This window comes from Streptococcus sp. KHUD_015 (assembly GCF_051106265.1).
Taxonomy (GTDB): Bacteria; Bacillota; Bacilli; order Lactobacillales; family Streptococcaceae; genus Streptococcus.
On record NZ_CP193665.1, the window covers coordinates 1,264,302 to 1,280,856 of the forward strand.

The window sequence follows — 16,555 nt, forward strand, 5'->3', positions numbered from 1 at the left end:
CCAGCACTTATACTTCCCACTTAAACACAGTTTTAAAGGCTGTGTTTAAATCGGTAGCAAAGACACGGTGAATATCTTTAATTTCTCTTACAGGTTCTTCTAGATAAAGGATATTTTTAAGACGATTGGCAAATTTCTTGACTTCCATCATTTGGATGGCATTTTCAAAATCAATGCGACCAGAACGAGAGGAACCAACCAAGAGCAAGCCCTTTTCTAGGGCATCGCGTGTATTGAGATTGACTTTATACTCGCTAACACCCATCATGAGAATCGTTCCCTGAGGACGAATGTAGCGAATCAAATCATTAATAGCTGGTCCAGTACCATCACCACCACAACACTCAAAAGCATGGTCAAAGGCCAAATCTTCAGGAATATTATCAGTAATATAACATTCTTTAGCAAAAGAGAAGAGTTCCAATTTTTCCCAGTGACGACCAATAACCACAATCTCTGCTTCTGGTAGAGTATAGTTAATAATATTGGCAACCACAAAAGCTAAACTTCCATCTCCGATAACGGCGATTCGGTCACGCTTGCTATGAGCAAGGGTCAATAAGCGATTCATGGCATGCATGCCAACACTAACAAACTCAGTAATGGCTGCAACCGTGTCTTCAATAGCATCATAAGCTACCACACGGTCTTTAGGGAGAGAAACAAACTCTCTCATAAAGCCATCAAATCCACTAGACAAGAAATGAGTCCCTGTCATGTAGTTCTCATAAAATTCTTCATCACTCTGCATAGGAGGCTGATTGGGAATCATGACGACTTTTTGACCAACCTCATAGGTTCCTGTCGGATCAGAAATAACGGTTCCGCATGACTCGTGAATCATTGCCATTGGAAGTTTTTTATTCAAAATCTTGGGATCACGTTTTCCCTGGTAGTAACGCTGATCCGCATGACAGACAGCCATGTAGTTGGGACGGATAAGGATATGATTTTCTTGGTCAATAGCCTCTTCCTGGTATTTGACGTTGATAAACTTAGGTTTAGTCAGTTGATAAATTTGATTAATCATATCACTAGTCTTTCTCAATCATACTTTTTGCAATCTTCAAATCTGTTACGGTTGTAATCTTCAGATTTGAGTATTCACCTTTGGCCAAGGCCACATCTTTTCCTTTGATTACAAAGATTTTACATGCATCTGTTAAGATTTCTTTCTCTTCAGCAGAGAGAGAACCGTAAAGGTCCATGAAGTCCTTGCAACGGAATGTTTGAGGTGTTTGTCCTTGATAGAGGTGAGCACGATTTGGAATATCTGTAATAAATTGACCGTTAGTGCTTTCAACGATAGTATCAACAGCTTCTACCACCGTGTCCACTGCGTCATGATTTTGAGCAAGTTGGATATTATCCTGAATCATGCGAAGCGTAATAAACGGACGAACAGAATCGTGGGTAACAACGATGTCCTCTGAAGTAAGCGGACGATAAGCATCGATAGCTTCAATGATTTTCTCAATACTCGTATTACGATCAGCACCACCTTTTGTAATGATGATACGTTCCTTATGAAGAGGAAGATATTTATCTACAAGATCTTCTGCATGGGAAACCCAGTCTCCATGAACCCCAACCACAATTTTTTCAATACTTGGTTCCAAGACAAATTTTTCAATTGTATGAACCAAGATAGGTCGATCACCTAGCTCTAAAAATTGTTTTGGCAAGTTACTGATTCCCATACGTGTGCCAGTTCCACCAGCAAGAATTCCTGCATAAATCATCTATTTTCTCCTTTGTCTTACTAAAAAAACTTATTCTCTCTATTATACCACAATCTAGTTCTATCATGAAAGAAATACCGGTCCTCCCGTTCTAGAATAGGAAGATTAAGGAGTTCTATTATTCAAAAAAACTAGTCCATTTCTAGTAATAACTGGGAATTCTGTAGTCATTACTAATAAATAGCTGTGAAATTTTAGAGTTCTTCAGAATAATATACTTTCCTTAAAGAAAACTTAAAATTAAGATTTGAAACTTCAAAGTGATTACTTGACTTATACTCAATGAAAATCAAAAAGCAAACTAGGAAGCTAGCCGTAAGCTGTACTTGAGTACGGTAAGGCGACGCTGACGTGGTTTGAATTTGATTTTCGAAGAGTATTACTTCCCTTCATTTCTTATTAGCTGACTTTATGATATAATGAAAAACGAGGTAAATTGAATGAAAAGTATAAAATTAAATGCTCTATCTTATATGGGAATTCGTGTCTTAAATATTATTTTTCCCATCCTAACTGGAACCTATGTCGCGCGTGTCTTGGACCGAACTGACTATGGTTACTTCAACTCAGTCGACACTATTTTGTCATTTTTCTTGCCCTTTGCGACTTATGGAGTCTATAACTACGGTTTACGGGCCATCAGTAATGTCAAGGATAACAAAAAAGATCTGAATAGAACCTTCTCCAGTCTTTTTTATTTGTGCATAGCTTGTACGATTTTGACCACCGCTGTCTATATCCTAGCCTATCCTCTCTTCTTTACTGATAATCCAATTATCAAAAAAGTCTACCTTGTCATGGGGATTCAACTCATTGCCCAGATTTTTTCAATTGAATGGGTCAATGAAGCTCTGGAAAATTATAGTTTTCTCTTTTACAAAACTGCCTTCATCCGTATCCTGATGCTGGTCTCTATTTTCCTGTTTGTCAAAAATGAACACGATATTGTTATCTATACACTTGTGATGAGTTTATCGACACTGATTAACTATCTGATTAGTTATTTTTGGATTAAAAGAGACATCAAACTTGTTAAAATCAACCTAAGTGATTTTAAACCACTCTTTCTCCCGCTGACAGCCATGTTAGTCTTTGCCAATGCCAATATGCTCTTCACTTTTTTAGATCGCCTCTTCCTCGTTAAAACAGGGATTGATGTCAACGTTAGTTACTATACCATGGCTCAACGAATTGTGACCGTTATAGCTGGGGTTGTAACAGGTGCAATTGGAGTGAGTGTGCCTCGTCTCAGTTACTATCTAGGAAAAGGCGACAAAGAAGCCTATGTCGCCCTAGTTAATAGAGGCAGTCGAATCTTTAACTTCTTTATCATTCCACTGAGCTTTGGACTCATGGTTTTAGGACCAAATGCCATCCTACTTTACGGTAGTGAAAAATATATCGGAGGTGGTATCTTAACCTCTCTCTTCGCTTTTCGTACGATTATCCTGGCACTGGATACCATTCTTGGTTCCCAAATTCTCTTTACAAATGGCTATGAAAAACGAATCACAGTCTATACAGTCTTTGCAGGATTACTCAATTTGGGCTTAAATAGTCTCCTCTTTTTCAACCACATCGTGGCTCCTGAGTACTACTTACTGACAACTATGCTATCAGAGGCCTCTCTACTTGTTTTCTATATCATTTTCATCCATAGAAAACAACTTATTCACTTGGGACATATCTTTAGCTATACTGTTCGATACTCGCTCTTTTCACTTTCCTTTGTAGGAATTTATTTCCTGATCAATTTCTTATATCCCGTGGATATGGTCATTAATTTGCCATTTTTGATTAATACTGGTTTGATTGTCTTGCTATCAGCCATCTCTTATATTAGTCTACTTGTCTTCACAAAAGATAGCATTTTCTATGAATTTTTAAACCATGTCCTAGCCTTAAAAAATAAATTCAAAAGATCATAGGAGTTTAGAATGAAACAACTAACCATTGAAGATGCCAAACAAATTGAATTAGAAATTTTGGATTATATTGATACTCTCTGTAAAAAGCACAATATCAACTATATTATTAACTACGGGACTCTGATTGGGGCAGTTCGACATGAGGGCTTTATCCCTTGGGACGACGATATTGATTTATCCATGCCTCGAGAAGACTACCAACGATTTATAAACATTTTTCAAAAGGAAAAAAGTAAATACAAACTTTTATCCTTGGAAACAGATAAAAACTACTTTAACAACTTTATCAAAATAACAGACAGTACGACTAAAATAATCGATACTCGAAATACAAAAACCTATGAGTCAGGTGTTTTTATCGACATTTTCCCTATGGATCGCTTTGATGATCCTAAGGTCATTGATACTTGTTATAAACTGGAAAGTTTTAAACTTCTGTCTTTCAGTAAACACAAAAATATTGTCTATAAGGATAGCCTTTTAAAAGATTGGATACGAACAGCCTTTTGGTTGCTCCTTCGACCTATTTCTCCTCGTTACTTCGCACATAAAATAGAGAAAGAAATTCAAAAATATAGTCGTGAGAATGGGCAGTATATGGCCTTTATCCCTTCTAAATTTAAGGAAAAGGAAATCTTTCCAAGTGGTACTTTTGATAAAACAATCGATTTACCCTTTGAAAATTTAAACCTCCCTGCACCTGAAAAATATGATACTATTTTGACACAATTTTATGGGGATTATATGACCTTGCCACCTGAAGAAAAACGCTTCTACAGTCATGAATTTCATGCCTACAAATTGGAGGATTAGGATGCAATATTTAGAAAAAGAAGAAATTAAAGAAATTCAACTAGCCCTGCTAGATTATATTGATGAGACTTGTAAGAAACATAATATTCCTTATTTTCTCAGTTATGGAACCATGCTTGGAGCTATCCGCCACAAAGGCATGATTCCCTGGGATGATGATATTGATATTTCCCTTTATCGTGAAGATTATGAGCGCTTATTGAAGATCATTGAGGAAGAAAACCATCCACGTTATAAGGTTCTCTCCTACGACACTTCTTCTTGGTACTTCCATAATTTCGCATCGATTTTGGATACTTCTACTGTTATCGAAGACCATGTTAAGTACAAGCGTCATGACACCAGTCTCTTTATCGATATCTTCCCAATTGATCGCTTTACAGACTTGAGCATTGTCGACAAGAGCTATAAGTATGTGGCTCTTCGTCAACTAGCTTATATCAAAAAATCACGAGCAGTTCACGGCGATAGCAAATTAAAAGATTTTCTTAGATTATGTAGTTGGTACGCTCTCCGATTTGTCAATCCTCGCTACTTTTACAAGAAAATTGATCAACTAGTCAAAAATGCTGCAACCAACACTCCTCAATATGAAGGAGGAATCGGGATTGGTAAGGAAGGAATCAAAGAAATATTCCCAGTTGATACCTTTAAAGAACTGATTTTAACTGAGTTTGAAGGCCGTATGTTACCAGTCCCTAAAAAATATGATCAATTTTTAACACAGATGTATGGTGATTATATGACACCACCATCAAAGGAACTGCAAGAATGGTACAGTCATAGTATTAAAGCTTATCGCAAAAATTGATTAAGGGCGACTATACAAACTACTAAAATAGAGGTTATTCAAAAACTTAATTTTAGTAGAAAATGAAGTAAATCTTCCTACAATAAAACGCATAATATCAAGTTTTCAACACTTAATATTATGCGTTTTTTGATTTAGAGACTCTTTGACCCAGCCTCCTTCACGTTGTTTAAGCCTCATTGCTCTTGACTCGTCACTTGCCTCTCAAAGAGGCTTTAGTATTACTTACCACTATCCCTAAAGGGATTCTCATATTCTTTTACACTTAATTTATCTAGTGCTATATCATGCTTTACTCGTTCTCAAATTTTCATACTCGTGAAGAAATCATCCACTGGATAATTTCTTTAATCTTGGATATATTTCTTAATTGTAACTTCATTAAGCCCTACTGTACTTACATAATAACCTTCCGCCCAGAAATGCCGATTCCCAAACTTGTACTTGAGATTGGCGTGTTTGTCAAATATCATGAGTGCACTTTTTCCTTTTAAATAACCCATGAAACTCGAAACACTTATCCTTGGTGGAATACTTACTAACATATGTACATGATCTGGCATTAAGTGACCCTCGATAATTTCAACTCCTTTATAACTACACAAGCGATGAAATATTTCGCCTAAACTACTTCGATATTGATTATAGATTACTTTTCGTCTATACTTAGGGGTGAACACAATGTGATATTTACACATCCACTTTGTGTGTGATAAACTATGTGCCTTTTGTGCCATATTTTTCTCCTTTCGCTTTACAATTGGCTTGAACACCTTTATTGTATCGCGTTCGGAGTTTTTTTGGTATAACCTTCGACGCGCACCTGCATAGCGGGTGGTTTTTTTGTCTCGCACCTAACGGAGCGAGACGGACTGAAAGTCGCATAAGAAAAAACGTTGATTTAACAACGTTTTACCAAGGAATTCAAAAGAATGCAAAGAAATAATGGAGCCGGTGGGAGTCGAACCCACGTCCAAACACCTGCCAACATATTTGTCTACAACCATAGGTTATGTATTAGTTTAATAGTCCCTCGACACATAACTCAAGCCTAGAAACTGCGAGTCTATCAATCTCTTATCAAGCCACTAGACAAGACTTGATCGTATCTCGCTAATAATAAGACCTGTCATTGAACACGAGCAATCCAAATCGGGTCACGCCTGCTGGTTTTTAGGCAGCTAGAGCGTAAGAAGTATTATTTTTTGCAGTTATATTTAACTGAGCGTTTACGTCGCCACACGAGTCGCAAAATATGTCTCATAATGCCTGTCGAATCCGTAACGACCCCAAAAGACAATAAAACCATTATACCTTATCTAACTCAAAAATGCAAAAAAGAAATCAACTAACTACAAAAGATAGGCTTTCAAGGATTTGGTCAAAACCTGGTAACCAGTAATACTAAGGTGCAACCCATCAGTTGTATATTCTTTTTTGAGTTGGCCTGCCTGGTCTGTCAAACTATCAAAAACTGGCACAAATTCTACCTGCATATAGGCAGAAGCAAGCTCTTGATAGGCTTGATTCCATTTCTGAATTTTTTCATTCGTGCGGATATAGACTGTCTGCTTGTACTCCTCGCTCTCATTGACTGGCAAAATGGAAAGCAATTTAATCTCAGTCAATGGATAATCGCGAGCAATGGATTGTATGATAGCTTCAAGATTATTGAGAGCCTCATTTACAAGTACATCTTTTCCGATATCATTTGTCCCAATCAGAAGGACAATTTTATCTACTGTTCCACCGTAAAGATGCGCATCTAGATTCTCTAGTAACAGCCCTGTCTGATAACCTCGAATGCCTCGATTGACAATCGTCTTTGAAGTCCCAAACAACTCCTGCAGAGGATAATACTCAACAATGGAATCCCCAATAAAGAGAATATCTGGCTCTACAACAGAAACTTGATTTAAGTGACGGTACTTAGTTTGGATTTTTCCTTGTTCCTTTAGGAGCCAATTTTCTAATAACTGTACTGCCACTTCATTCTCCTTTTTCTAACCAGTTTTCCAAGACTTGATAAACTCCTCCTTGGCTGTTGGCTGGCGCTAAATCAGTCGCCACAGCTTTGGCCTTGTCATCAGCATTTTCCATCGCATAGGCAATCCCAGCCATTTCAAGCATTTCAACATCATTTTCACTATCGCCAAAAGCCATGATTTGTTGGGCTTTCAAGTCCCAGCGCTTGAGTAATTCTTCCAATCCCCATGCTTTATGAATTCCAGCTTGAAGGATATCAATGCAACCATAGCCACTGGATACAGCCCTAACACGGCCATCAAAGAGGTCATTAATCTCTGCCAATACCGAATTCAACCGTTCCTCACCAACAACCATACTCATCTTGAGCACACCACCAAAGAGGTCAGAGGTTAATTCATCCACAAATTGCATCCGTTGGTAGAATTTTTCAATCATTTCTGGAGTCATAAAACTTTCAAGGTCTGTAAAAATCGTACCTTCCTTGACGAAACCACCCTTCATCCCCGTTACAACAAATTGATTTTGACACTCTCGACCCTTGCAATGAGCCAAAGCCTTGTCGACAATGCCATCATCCCAAGTCTGGACCTGAATCAGTTCATTGTTTTCAAAAATACGAGCACCATTAGCAACCACCAGAACCACTCGATCGACCAAATGCTCCAGTAGTTGCCTCATGCGGTGAATTTCATTCCCCGTCGCGATGACAAAACGAATACCCCTCTGATCCAACTGATCTAAAATCTTTTCCAATCGTGGGAGATCAAGCTGGCCTCTAGCATCCAGCAAGGTCCCATCCATATCTGTCGCAATTACTTTAATCGTCATTTTCTTTCCTCTGGATTTAAGCTAGTCCCACTTCAATCCCACATGTTCATTCATTTCTTTATAAGCTGTATCAATTCGTTCCTTAGTCGCTTCATCTAACTGGTCACGATGACTACCCCCCTCGATAAAATCTTCTAAGATGTAAGTTTGGTAAAGGAAGAGTGGATAACCTTCTGGAGAATAGGTTCCTTTTGGTGTACGGTTTACCCAAGAAGGATGCGCTTTAGCAGTTTCGATTGTCGTCTTACTGGCTTTTTTCTTAATGGTCACATCCATGAGCACGCCACGTTCAGTCCACTTAGCATTTTCTACCCCTTCCATGGTCTCAATTCGTTGATTTGAAATGAAGTTCCCCATTGAATAGATAATGAGTTTCTTGTCCCCATCTTTTTCAACCGTTTCAGATGGTTCAACTACGTGAGGGTGACCTCCAAATATAATATCTGCTCCCCAATCAATCATCTTGTGATATAAAGCTTTTTGCTCTTCAGTCGGTTCTATGCGATACTCAACACCCATTTGTGGCATGATAATGGTAATATCTGCTTCCTTTTCCGCCCGTTCAATTTCAGACTTCATTTTATTCTCATCTAAATCTGAAAGATAGTGATTATAATCCTCCTGAGAAATATTTTGCTCAATTCCATTAAATCCATAAGAATAAGCCAAAAGTGCAACCTTGATACCATTCACTTCCTTAATGACCAGCGGAGCCTGATCACGTGGCTCGTGTGTATAAACTCCAATTGGAGTGATTCCAGCCTTCTCAATAATATCGGCCGTTGAAATAACTCCCTCAATTTGCGAATCCAAAATATGATTATGAGCCAAATCTAGAACATGATAACCTGCATCCTTAATAGCATCCATAACTTCAGCAGGAGCATTAAAGAGAGGATAACCTGCTAAATAATGATCCTTATTAATGGTCCCTTCAAAGTCACCAATAGCTAAGTCTGCTTGCTTAAGCCAAGGTGTCACATACTCAAAATTCTCATGAAAATCATAGGTTCCATCATCCTTTTTTGCTGAAAAGTAAAGAATATCATGATAAAGCAAATCACCATGAGCCATAATTCTAGCAGTTTTTTCCTCTTCCTGCTCCTGAGACTCTTTCTTAGTTCCTTCTTGATAAATAGTATCTCGTTTTTGACTGGTCAGAGGCAGGCCTTGGAAACTTTCAAACAACAAGACCAAGCCCATTGATAAAGCAACTGCTAGCAAAAGTATCGCCACAAATCCCTTATTACTCCACTTACGATAACTCCTAAAAAAGTTTACAAACCCCCTCATAAAACGAAAAGCTGAACCACTCTGATTTCTATCTTGTCTTCTTTGCATCTTCATTCTCCCTACTTTCTTATGCAAGCCTTTTCTTTTTATTATATCACAGATAAGAAATTCTTTCACAACTGAATCGAACCTGCTAGGTATTTTCTATATAAGCTTAATGCCGTAATGCTTTCAATCCTTGTCATTTTGTGATATCATGTAGAGGTAATGAAAGGAGAGAAAATGTCTGCTATAGAACGTATTACAAAAGCTGCTCACTTGATTGATATGAACGATATTATCCGCGAGGGGAACCCAACTCTACGCGCAGTTGCTGAGGAAGTTACTTTCCCCCTATCTGACCAGGAAATCATTCTCGGTGAAAAGATGATGCAATTCCTCAAACATTCCCAAGATCCTGTCATGGCTGAAAAGATGGGGCTACGCGGTGGGGTTGGACTGGCTGCTCCTCAATTGGATATCTCCAAACGCATTATCGCTGTTTTAGTGCCAAATATTGTTGAAGAAGGAGAAACTCCAGAGGAAGCCTACGATTTGCAAGCCATTATGTACAATCCAAAAATCGTCTCTCACTCTGTTCAAGACGCTGCTCTTGGTGAAGGAGAAGGTTGCCTCTCTGTTGACCGCAACGTGCCTGGCTATGTGGTGCGCCATGCCCGCGTTACTGTTGACTACTTTGACAAGAACGGCGAAAAACACCGTATTAAGCTCAAAGGTTACAACTCCATCGTTGTTCAGCATGAAATTGACCACATCAACGGAATCATGTTTTACGATCGTATCAATGAAAAAGACCCATTTGAAGTTAAAGATGGTTTACTAATTCTTGAATAAAGAAAATCCCGTTGCAAGACGGGGTTTTGTGTTATAATAGAGGCATGAAAACAAATGATATTGTCTATGGCGTCCACGCCGTTACCGAAGCCCTCCTTGCAAATACTGGAAACAAACTCTACCTCCAGGAAGATCTCCGAGGTAAGAATCTTGAGAAAGTCAAGGAACTGGCTGCAGAAAAGAAGGTGTCCATTTCTTGGACTTCAAAAAAATCCCTCTCTGAGATGACTGAAGGTGCTGTCCACCAAGGTTTTGTTCTACGAGTGTCTGAATTTGCCTATAGCGAATTAGAACACATCCTAGCAAAAACACGTCAAGAAGAAAATCCACTTCTATTGATTCTGGACGGGTTAACCGACCCCCATAATTTGGGTTCAATCTTGAGAACGGCCGATGCGACCAATGTTTCAGGTGTCATCATTCCCAAGCACCGTGCTGTCGGAGTTACTCCTGTCGTTGCCAAAACGGCCACAGGTGCTATTGAGCACGTACCGATTGCCCGAGTAACCAATCTCAGTCAAACTCTAGACAAACTCAAGGATGAAGGCTTCTGGACCTTTGGAACGGATATGAACGGTACTCCTTGCCACAAGTGGAATACAAAAGGGAAAATTGCCCTCATCATCGGAAATGAAGGGAAAGGCATCTCTAGCAACATTAAAAAACAGGTCGATGAAATGATTACCATTCCGATGAATGGACATGTTCAAAGCCTCAATGCCAGTGTTGCTGCAGCCATTCTTATGTATGAAGTTTTCCGAAATAGACTATAAAAGAGGTTGGACAAAAACCAACTTCTAATTAAAAGCACACAGTGATTCCAGCTTCTCTCACAATCAGGCTGAAGTCACTGTGCGTTTTTTTGAATAGCTAATTTGTAGATTGAATTCATGAACAATTTTGTAAAATACATGCTCATTAAAATGAGTTCTATCTCTAATACGCTGGCCTACTTGTCTCTAACACACACTCTGAGCACGCCAAAAATATTCTCTAATTTGCTAAAAGTGCAATTAATTGCCCTCCTCCATTTGACATAGATACTAGATTCTTATTAGATATATCATGTGTTCTGAACGAAGTTTCCTAAAAAAATTCTAAGTTGTATCGTAACCAATTGATTTCTGAGTCCCTTATATAAGAAAATGAGCATCTCCAACTACGAGAATGCTCATTTTTTATTGTATAGGCACATTTTTACATCTGTTTTAAACGTTCAATCCGTTCTGAGATAGGTGGGTGGGTATAAAAGAGTTTTTGGAACCCTCCCCCTTTCTTGGGATCATTGATATAAAGTGCACTACTGGCATCATCTACAGGACGACTCATAGGTTTACTATTATCCAACTTATGGAGAGCATTAATCATCCCTTGAGGATTGCGCGTCAACTCGACACTGGAAGCATCAGCTAGGAATTCCCTCTGACGAGAAATAGCGAGTTGTACCAAGGTTGCAGCGAGAGGTGCCAGCACAATAGCTAATAAAGAAACCACTAGCATAATGATTTCAAGACCATTTCCGTCTCGATCATCGTCACTTCGTCTGCGACCTGCTCCGCCCCACCACATCATACGACCTGCCATACTAGAAAGCATGGTGATAGCACTAGCAAGGGCAACAGCAATAGTCGAAATACGGATATCGTAATTACGAATATGACTGACTTCATGTCCCATAACAGCTTCTAGTTCTTCACGATTCATGATAGCTAGGAGACCTGAAGTTGCAGCAACTGCAGCATTTTGAGGATTGGAACCTGTCGCAAAGGCATTTAAGGCTGGATCATCAATGATGAAAACACGTGGCATGGGAATCTGAGCGACCATAGCCATATCTTCCACTACATGGTAGAGATCTGGTGCCGTTTGCTCATCAACTTCACGCGCCCCATTCATGGACATGACAATCTCTGTTGATTGAAAAATCATAGACATGGCATAGATAAATCCTATAATCAGTGCAATAACCAAACCGCCAAGCCCAGACCGCATAAAGAGGTAACCAACTGCATAGCCAACCAGAGCTAAGAGTAGGAAAAATACCAGCAACAAAATCCAGGTTTTTCGTTTATTGCTTGCAATTTGATCAAACAACATCTTAGTCACCTAAACCGCTAAAATCAACTTTAGGAACTGCCTTTTCCTCTTCAGGTGTTTGAAGGAAATCTGCTGCTTTAAATCCAAACATTCCAGCGATGATATTACTTGGGAAAGTTTCTAATTTTACATTATAGTTGCTGACAACACTGTTATAGAGTTGACGAGAGTAAGAAATTTTATTTTCTGTGTTTGTCAACTCCTCTTGCAATTTAACAAAGTTAGCACTAGCTTTCAAATCTGGATAGCTTTCTGCAACTGCAAAAATACCTGAAACCTGACGAGTAAGGGCATCACTAGCTTTCATAGCTTCTGCTGGTGAAGTCGCTGCCGCCACTTGGTTACGCAGTTCTGCTACCTTTTCAAGGGTAGAACCTTCATATTTGGCATAACCTTTTACAGTTTCAATCAAGTTTGGCAAGAGATCATTTCGACGTTTCAACTGAACATCAATCTGACTCCAAGCCTCCTTTGTTTGCATACGATTCTTAACCAAACCGTTATAGCTAACAATCACAAAAATAACAATAAGAGCGATAACTCCAAGAATAATCCAAGTCATTTTTATAATTCCTTTCTGTTTTTAGATTAGTACCAGTATATCAAATTTTTTATGATTGTGGTAAAATAAGATGATACTAAAGAAGGAAATAACTATGAAACCAGAAACATTTTACAACTTGCTTGCCGTGCAGAACCTTCCACTTTCGGACCAGCAAAAAAAACAATTTGAACGTTATTTTGAGCTCTTGGTCGAGTGGAATGAAAAGATTAATTTAACAGCCATTACGGACAAGGAAGAAGTTTATCTCAAACATTTTTACGATTCGATTGCATCTATTCTGCAAGGCTTGATTCCCAATGAAACTATCAAACTTCTTGACATCGGTGCTGGGGCAGGATTTCCTAGTCTACCAATGAAAATCCTCTATCCTCAGTTAGATGTGACCATCATTGATTCTCTCAACAAGCGCATCAACTTCCTCCAACTGTTGGCTCAAGAACTGGATTTAGACGGTGTTCATTTCTACCATGGACGTGCCGAAGATTTTGCCCAAGACAAAAACTTCCGTGCTCAATATGATTTTGTAACAGCTCGTGCGGTTGCCCGTATGCAAGTCCTATCTGAATTGACAATTCCCTACCTTAAGGTTGGCGGAAAACTATTGGCACTCAAGGCCAGCAATGCGCCTGAGGAGTTATTTGAAGCAAAGAATGCCCTCAACCTCCTCTTCAGTAAAGTCGAAGACAATCTCAGCTACGCCCTACCAAATGGAGATCCGCGTTATATCACAGTGGTAGAAAAGAAAAAAGAAACGCCCAACAAATACCCAAGAAAGGCTGGCATGCCAAATAAACGCCCGCTTTAAATTTTTTAGTAAAAAAATATTTACAAAGTTCGTAATTTCTGCTATACTATCACAAGCAAAGGTTTTTAATGTCATCCCGTGAGGTGACGAAGACGCAGAAATATTTGAAACTCTTTAAAGTCTAGATTTTAGAGAAGTCTTACTCTGAGGGCCTATTGCTGTAAAATAATGGGCTCTTTTTTGATGCCCAAAAGTGAGGTTTATATGAAACAAGAATCAACTGTTGATTTGTTACTAGACGTTGACCAACGTCCTTCGGCTGGAAAAGGAATTCTCCTTAGCTTCCAACACGTTTTCGCCATGTTTGGTGCGACCATCTTGGTACCCTTGATTTTGGGAATGCCTGTATCTGTTGCCCTTTTTGCTTCAGGTGTTGGAACACTCATCTACATGATTTCAACTGGGTTTAAAGTTCCAGTTTATCTAGGTTCTTCATTTGCCTTTATCACAGCTATGTCCCTAGCTATGAAGGAACTAGGAGGGGATGTATCAGCTGCACAAACAGGGGTTATCCTTACAGGTTTTATCTATGTGCTTGTGGCTGCAAGTGTTCGTTTTGCGGGTACAAAATGGATTGATAAACTCTTGCCACCAATCATCATCGGACCTATGATCATCGTTATCGGTCTTGGACTTGCAGGTTCAGCTGTTACTAACGCTGGTCTTGTAGCGGATGGAAATTGGAAAAATGCTCTTGTAGCAGTTGTTACTTTCTTGATTGCTGCCTTTATCAACACAAAAGGAAAAGGCTTCCTACGAATCATTCCATTCCTCTTTGCCATTATCGGTGGTTACCTCTTCGCACTAACTCTTGGCTTGGTTGACTTCACACCAGTTCTAAAAGCTAACTGGTTTGAAATTCCTGGTTTCTACTTGCCATTTAGCACAGGTGGTGCCTTTAAAGAATACAATCTTTACTTCGGTCCTGAAACCATCGCTATCTTGCCAATCGCGATCGTAACCATTTCTGAACATATTGGAGACCATACTGTTTTGGGTCAAATCTGTGGTCGTCAATTCTTGAAAGAACCAGGTCTTCACCGTACTCTTCTTGGTGACGGTATCGCAACTTCTGTTTCTGCCTTCCTTGGTGGACCAGCCAATACAACTTACGGAGAAAATACAGGGGTTATCGGTATGACTCGTATCGCTTCTGTCTCAGTTATCCGTAACGCTGCCTTCATCGCGATTGCCCTGAGCTTCCTTGGTAAATTCACTGCCTTGATTTCAACTATTCCAAATGCTGTACTTGGTGGTATGTCAATCCTTCTCTATGGAGTTATCGCCAGCAACGGTTTGAAAGTTTTGATCAAAGAACGTGTTGATTTTGGTCAAATGCGTAACCTAATCATCGCAAGTGCTATGTTGGTCCTTGGACTTGGAGGAGCTATCCTTAAACTTGGTCCAGTTACACTTTCAGGTACTGCCCTATCAGCCATGACAGGAATCATCTTGAACTTAATCTTGCCATACGAAAATAAAGACTAATAGTCTAAACATATCAAAAAACGAGCATTTCCAATTACGGAAGTGCTCATTTTTTTGATACTTAGAAGTAAGTAAATCCCCTCTAACGCTGTTTAATATCGTTCCCCTACTCTCCTATATTGCCACTCAGAAAAATAAACCTCAATGATTTCCGGGGCTTTTGTAGTACCATTGTACACTACAATAAAGTGACCTTTACTATTCCAAAACTTGCCTAAAATAGTAGCATCTTCTAATTTTGCCCTTAACTTGCTTTCTTGAAATCCAAGGCTTTCCCTTTGTACTGTTTTAGTCTCTTCCTTGCTACCTACACCAACAGTCACAAAGTTTACACCTACTTCCATAAGCTCCCACTCAGAAGCATCAACCTCAACGATTTCAGGGGCTTTTGTAGTATCTCTATACACCACAATAAAATGCCCTTTATCATTCCAAAACTTTCCAAGTATTTTAGCATCTTCCAACTGTATCTCTTGCTTTAAGTATTCTGATGGTTCTTTTTGTACTGGTTTAGGTTCTTCTAGACCAACAGTGACAAACCTTGAGCCTATAATCATAAATAGGCAAAATATTATAGCACCAAATCCTACAAATTTAAACAAATTCAAATCGCCATTATCTCTTTTCATGTTATCTTTTTATCTCTCTTTCTCTTTTGTGATCCTGTAAATCCCAAGGGGTAAAAATACCCCCTTAAACTCCTACCATCTCAGCAAGCCAATTTTGAAAATTTGTTTCCTTTGATTCGTCATTATCCCATATAAAATCTTCAATATAAGTTGAGTTTGTAATTAGCTTGATACGTTTATTTTGGTATTGGGGATCTAAATAGAATAGGGGACCTCTTCACTATACAAGTTAGCGAGACCCGAACTCTTTTCCTATACTCTACTCGTTTTATTGGACCACTTTTTGTGACAGTTCCAGTGTATATGTTTTATACAATTGATGGCAAGCTTGATCCTCTCCTGCTTTAATCAAGGAAACACAAGGCAATACGAGTTCTGCCCAGATAGACTCTAGTATTTCCTCACGATTTGGATGTTCCTCTAACTTGGCAACAATTTGAGGAGCCATCTTATAGTAGGATTCAATTTCCTCCTGACCACCATCTTGAAAAGCTAGATAAGAATCCCTGAATTTTCGCAAAGTCATCAATTCATCACAGTCATCTGCCAATCCCTTGTAAGTTACAGCTGCTTCTGTCAAATAACAACCTCTTTGTTCAATCTGATAGTAAGCATCTGGTTCACCAAAAAATCCAGTTTTAGAGCGCACATATCTCTCTGCATCGCTCCTACGTTGAAAAACAGCTACTTCTCTTCCCTTACGATATACAACAAATTCCATTTCTTTTTCCTC

At 39.0% G+C, this 16,555-nt stretch carries 16 protein-coding genes, 1 other RNA gene and 1 pseudogene; 7 read left to right on the forward strand and 11 right to left on the reverse strand.

What is annotated here, in order from left to right; translation table 11 throughout:
* Positions 1-7: 7 nt before the first annotated feature.
* The gene (locus ACORHU_RS05800) at positions 8-1,030 is read right to left on the reverse strand and encodes a ribitol-5-phosphate dehydrogenase (RefSeq protein WP_000609877.1); all 1,023 of its coding nucleotides are present in this window, start codon (positions 1,028-1,030) and stop codon (positions 8-10) included.
* A 4-nt stretch (positions 1,031-1,034) separates the two neighbouring features.
* Positions 1,035-1,742, reverse strand: coding sequence for an IspD/TarI family cytidylyltransferase (locus ACORHU_RS05805; RefSeq protein WP_000638525.1), 708 nt, complete (start codon positions 1,740-1,742; stop codon positions 1,035-1,037).
* A gap of 440 nt (positions 1,743-2,182) precedes the next feature.
* On the opposite strand from ACORHU_RS05805, the gene tacF reads away from it, so the two are divergent.
* The 3 genes from tacF to ACORHU_RS05820 are packed head-to-tail and all read left to right on the forward strand — an operon-like array spanning position 2,183 to position 5,294.
* Positions 2,183-3,670 (forward strand): type IV teichoic acid flippase TacF, encoded by a 1,488-nt coding sequence (gene tacF, locus ACORHU_RS05810; RefSeq protein WP_000835900.1) that lies wholly within the window; start codon positions 2,183-2,185, stop codon positions 3,668-3,670.
* 9 nt (positions 3,671-3,679) lie between these two features.
* Positions 3,680-4,483 carry a LicD family protein gene (locus ACORHU_RS05815; protein WP_000811878.1) on the forward strand — a complete coding sequence of 268 codons (804 nt, stop codon included), beginning with the start codon at positions 3,680-3,682 and terminating at the stop codon, positions 4,481-4,483.
* Between the two features lies 1 nt (position 4,484).
* Complete coding sequence (locus ACORHU_RS05820; RefSeq protein WP_001199639.1) at positions 4,485-5,294, forward strand: LicD family protein; 810 nt, start codon at positions 4,485-4,487, stop codon at positions 5,292-5,294.
* Positions 5,295-5,644: 350 nt separating this feature from the next.
* Here the strand turns inward: ACORHU_RS05820 and tnpA are convergent.
* The 5 genes and pseudogenes from tnpA to ACORHU_RS05845 all read right to left on the reverse strand — a co-directional run.
* A pseudogene (tnpA, locus tag ACORHU_RS05825) lies at positions 5,645-6,031 on the reverse strand (IS200/IS605 family transposase); the annotation flags it as partial.
* 206 nt (positions 6,032-6,237) lie between these two features.
* Positions 6,238-6,585, reverse strand: a transfer-messenger RNA (tmRNA) gene (gene ssrA / locus ACORHU_RS05830).
* A 61-nt stretch (positions 6,586-6,646) separates the two neighbouring features.
* Positions 6,647-7,282, reverse strand: a complete 636-nt coding sequence (locus ACORHU_RS05835) for an SGNH/GDSL hydrolase family protein (protein WP_414339405.1) — start codon at positions 7,280-7,282, stop codon at positions 6,647-6,649.
* A 1-nt stretch (position 7,283) separates the two neighbouring features.
* On the reverse strand, positions 7,284-8,111 hold the full coding sequence (locus ACORHU_RS05840) for an HAD family hydrolase (protein ID WP_434363897.1): 828 nt from the start codon (positions 8,109-8,111) through the stop codon (positions 7,284-7,286).
* Between the two features lie 21 nt (positions 8,112-8,132).
* Positions 8,133-9,452 (reverse strand): CapA family protein, encoded by a 1,320-nt coding sequence (locus ACORHU_RS05845; protein WP_434363899.1) that lies wholly within the window; start codon positions 9,450-9,452, stop codon positions 8,133-8,135.
* Positions 9,453-9,626: 174 nt separating this feature from the next.
* Between ACORHU_RS05845 and def the strand changes: the two genes are divergently transcribed.
* Together def and rlmB are read left to right on the forward strand one after the other, a co-directional pair.
* Positions 9,627-10,238, forward strand: coding sequence for a peptide deformylase (gene def / locus ACORHU_RS05850; RefSeq protein ID WP_153226092.1), 612 nt, complete (start codon positions 9,627-9,629; stop codon positions 10,236-10,238).
* Between the two features lie 44 nt (positions 10,239-10,282).
* On the forward strand, positions 10,283-11,011 hold the full coding sequence (rlmB, locus tag ACORHU_RS05855) for a 23S rRNA (guanosine(2251)-2'-O)-methyltransferase RlmB (RefSeq protein WP_153226091.1): 729 nt from the start codon (positions 10,283-10,285) through the stop codon (positions 11,009-11,011).
* 424 nt (positions 11,012-11,435) lie between these two features.
* Here the strand turns inward: rlmB and htpX are convergent, their stop codons facing one another.
* Entirely contained in the window at positions 11,436-12,335 is a 900-nt protein-coding gene (gene htpX / locus ACORHU_RS05860; protein WP_434363902.1) for a zinc metalloprotease HtpX, read from the reverse strand.
* A 1-nt stretch (position 12,336) separates the two neighbouring features.
* Complete coding sequence (locus ACORHU_RS05865; protein WP_000219822.1) at positions 12,337-12,897, reverse strand: LemA family protein; 561 nt, start codon at positions 12,895-12,897, stop codon at positions 12,337-12,339.
* A gap of 94 nt (positions 12,898-12,991) precedes the next feature.
* Here ACORHU_RS05865 and rsmG point away from each other — a divergent pair, with 94 nt between their 5' ends.
* Positions 12,992-13,705 (forward strand): 16S rRNA (guanine(527)-N(7))-methyltransferase RsmG, encoded by a 714-nt coding sequence (gene rsmG / locus ACORHU_RS05870; RefSeq protein ID WP_285306671.1) that lies wholly within the window; start codon positions 12,992-12,994, stop codon positions 13,703-13,705.
* A gap of 204 nt (positions 13,706-13,909) precedes the next feature.
* Positions 13,910-15,193, forward strand: coding sequence for a uracil-xanthine permease family protein (locus ACORHU_RS05875; RefSeq protein WP_000808285.1), 1,284 nt, complete (start codon positions 13,910-13,912; stop codon positions 15,191-15,193).
* A gap of 92 nt (positions 15,194-15,285) precedes the next feature.
* Here ACORHU_RS05875 and ACORHU_RS05880 read toward each other — a convergent pair whose 3' ends face one another.
* Both ACORHU_RS05880 and ACORHU_RS05885 read right to left on the reverse strand, forming a co-directional pair.
* Complete coding sequence (locus tag ACORHU_RS05880) at positions 15,286-15,822, reverse strand: hypothetical protein (protein WP_063612231.1); 537 nt, start codon at positions 15,820-15,822, stop codon at positions 15,286-15,288.
* A gap of 268 nt (positions 15,823-16,090) precedes the next feature.
* Positions 16,091-16,543 carry a CFI-box-CTERM domain-containing protein gene (locus tag ACORHU_RS05885; protein ID WP_049531303.1) on the reverse strand — a complete coding sequence of 151 codons (453 nt, stop codon included), beginning with the start codon at positions 16,541-16,543 and terminating at the stop codon, positions 16,091-16,093.
* Positions 16,544-16,555 lie beyond the last annotated feature (12 nt).

What these genes read in the sequence shown, in the direction of transcription:
- ACORHU_RS05800 (WP_000609877.1), bottom strand. Translation starts at nt 1,030, where the DNA reads ATGATTAATCAAATTTATCAACTGACTAAACCTAAGTTTATCAACGTC.
- ACORHU_RS05805 (WP_000638525.1), bottom strand. Translation starts at nt 1,742, where the DNA reads ATGATTTATGCAGGAATTCTTGCTGGTGGAACTGGCACACGTATGGGA.
- tacF (WP_000835900.1), top strand. Translation starts at nt 2,183, where the DNA reads ATGAAAAGTATAAAATTAAATGCTCTATCTTATATGGGAATTCGTGTC.
- ACORHU_RS05815 (WP_000811878.1), top strand. Translation starts at nt 3,680, where the DNA reads ATGAAACAACTAACCATTGAAGATGCCAAACAAATTGAATTAGAAATT.
- ACORHU_RS05820 (WP_001199639.1), top strand. Translation starts at nt 4,485, where the DNA reads ATGCAATATTTAGAAAAAGAAGAAATTAAAGAAATTCAACTAGCCCTG.
- ACORHU_RS05840 (WP_434363897.1), bottom strand. Translation starts at nt 8,111, where the DNA reads ATGACGATTAAAGTAATTGCGACAGATATGGATGGGACCTTGCTGGAT.
- ACORHU_RS05845 (WP_434363899.1), bottom strand. Translation starts at nt 9,452, where the DNA reads ATGCAAAGAAGACAAGATAGAAATCAGAGTGGTTCAGCTTTTCGTTTT.
- def (WP_153226092.1), top strand. Translation starts at nt 9,627, where the DNA reads ATGTCTGCTATAGAACGTATTACAAAAGCTGCTCACTTGATTGATATG.
- rlmB (WP_153226091.1), top strand. Translation starts at nt 10,283, where the DNA reads ATGAAAACAAATGATATTGTCTATGGCGTCCACGCCGTTACCGAAGCC.
- htpX (WP_434363902.1), bottom strand. Translation starts at nt 12,335, where the DNA reads ATGTTGTTTGATCAAATTGCAAGCAATAAACGAAAAACCTGGATTTTG.
- ACORHU_RS05865 (WP_000219822.1), bottom strand. Translation starts at nt 12,897, where the DNA reads ATGACTTGGATTATTCTTGGAGTTATCGCTCTTATTGTTATTTTTGTG.
- rsmG (WP_285306671.1), top strand. Translation starts at nt 12,992, where the DNA reads ATGAAACCAGAAACATTTTACAACTTGCTTGCCGTGCAGAACCTTCCA.
- ACORHU_RS05875 (WP_000808285.1), top strand. Translation starts at nt 13,910, where the DNA reads ATGAAACAAGAATCAACTGTTGATTTGTTACTAGACGTTGACCAACGT.
- ACORHU_RS05880 (WP_063612231.1), bottom strand. Translation starts at nt 15,822, where the DNA reads ATGAAAAGAGATAATGGCGATTTGAATTTGTTTAAATTTGTAGGATTT.
- ACORHU_RS05885 (WP_049531303.1), bottom strand. Translation starts at nt 16,543, where the DNA reads ATGGAATTTGTTGTATATCGTAAGGGAAGAGAAGTAGCTGTTTTTCAA.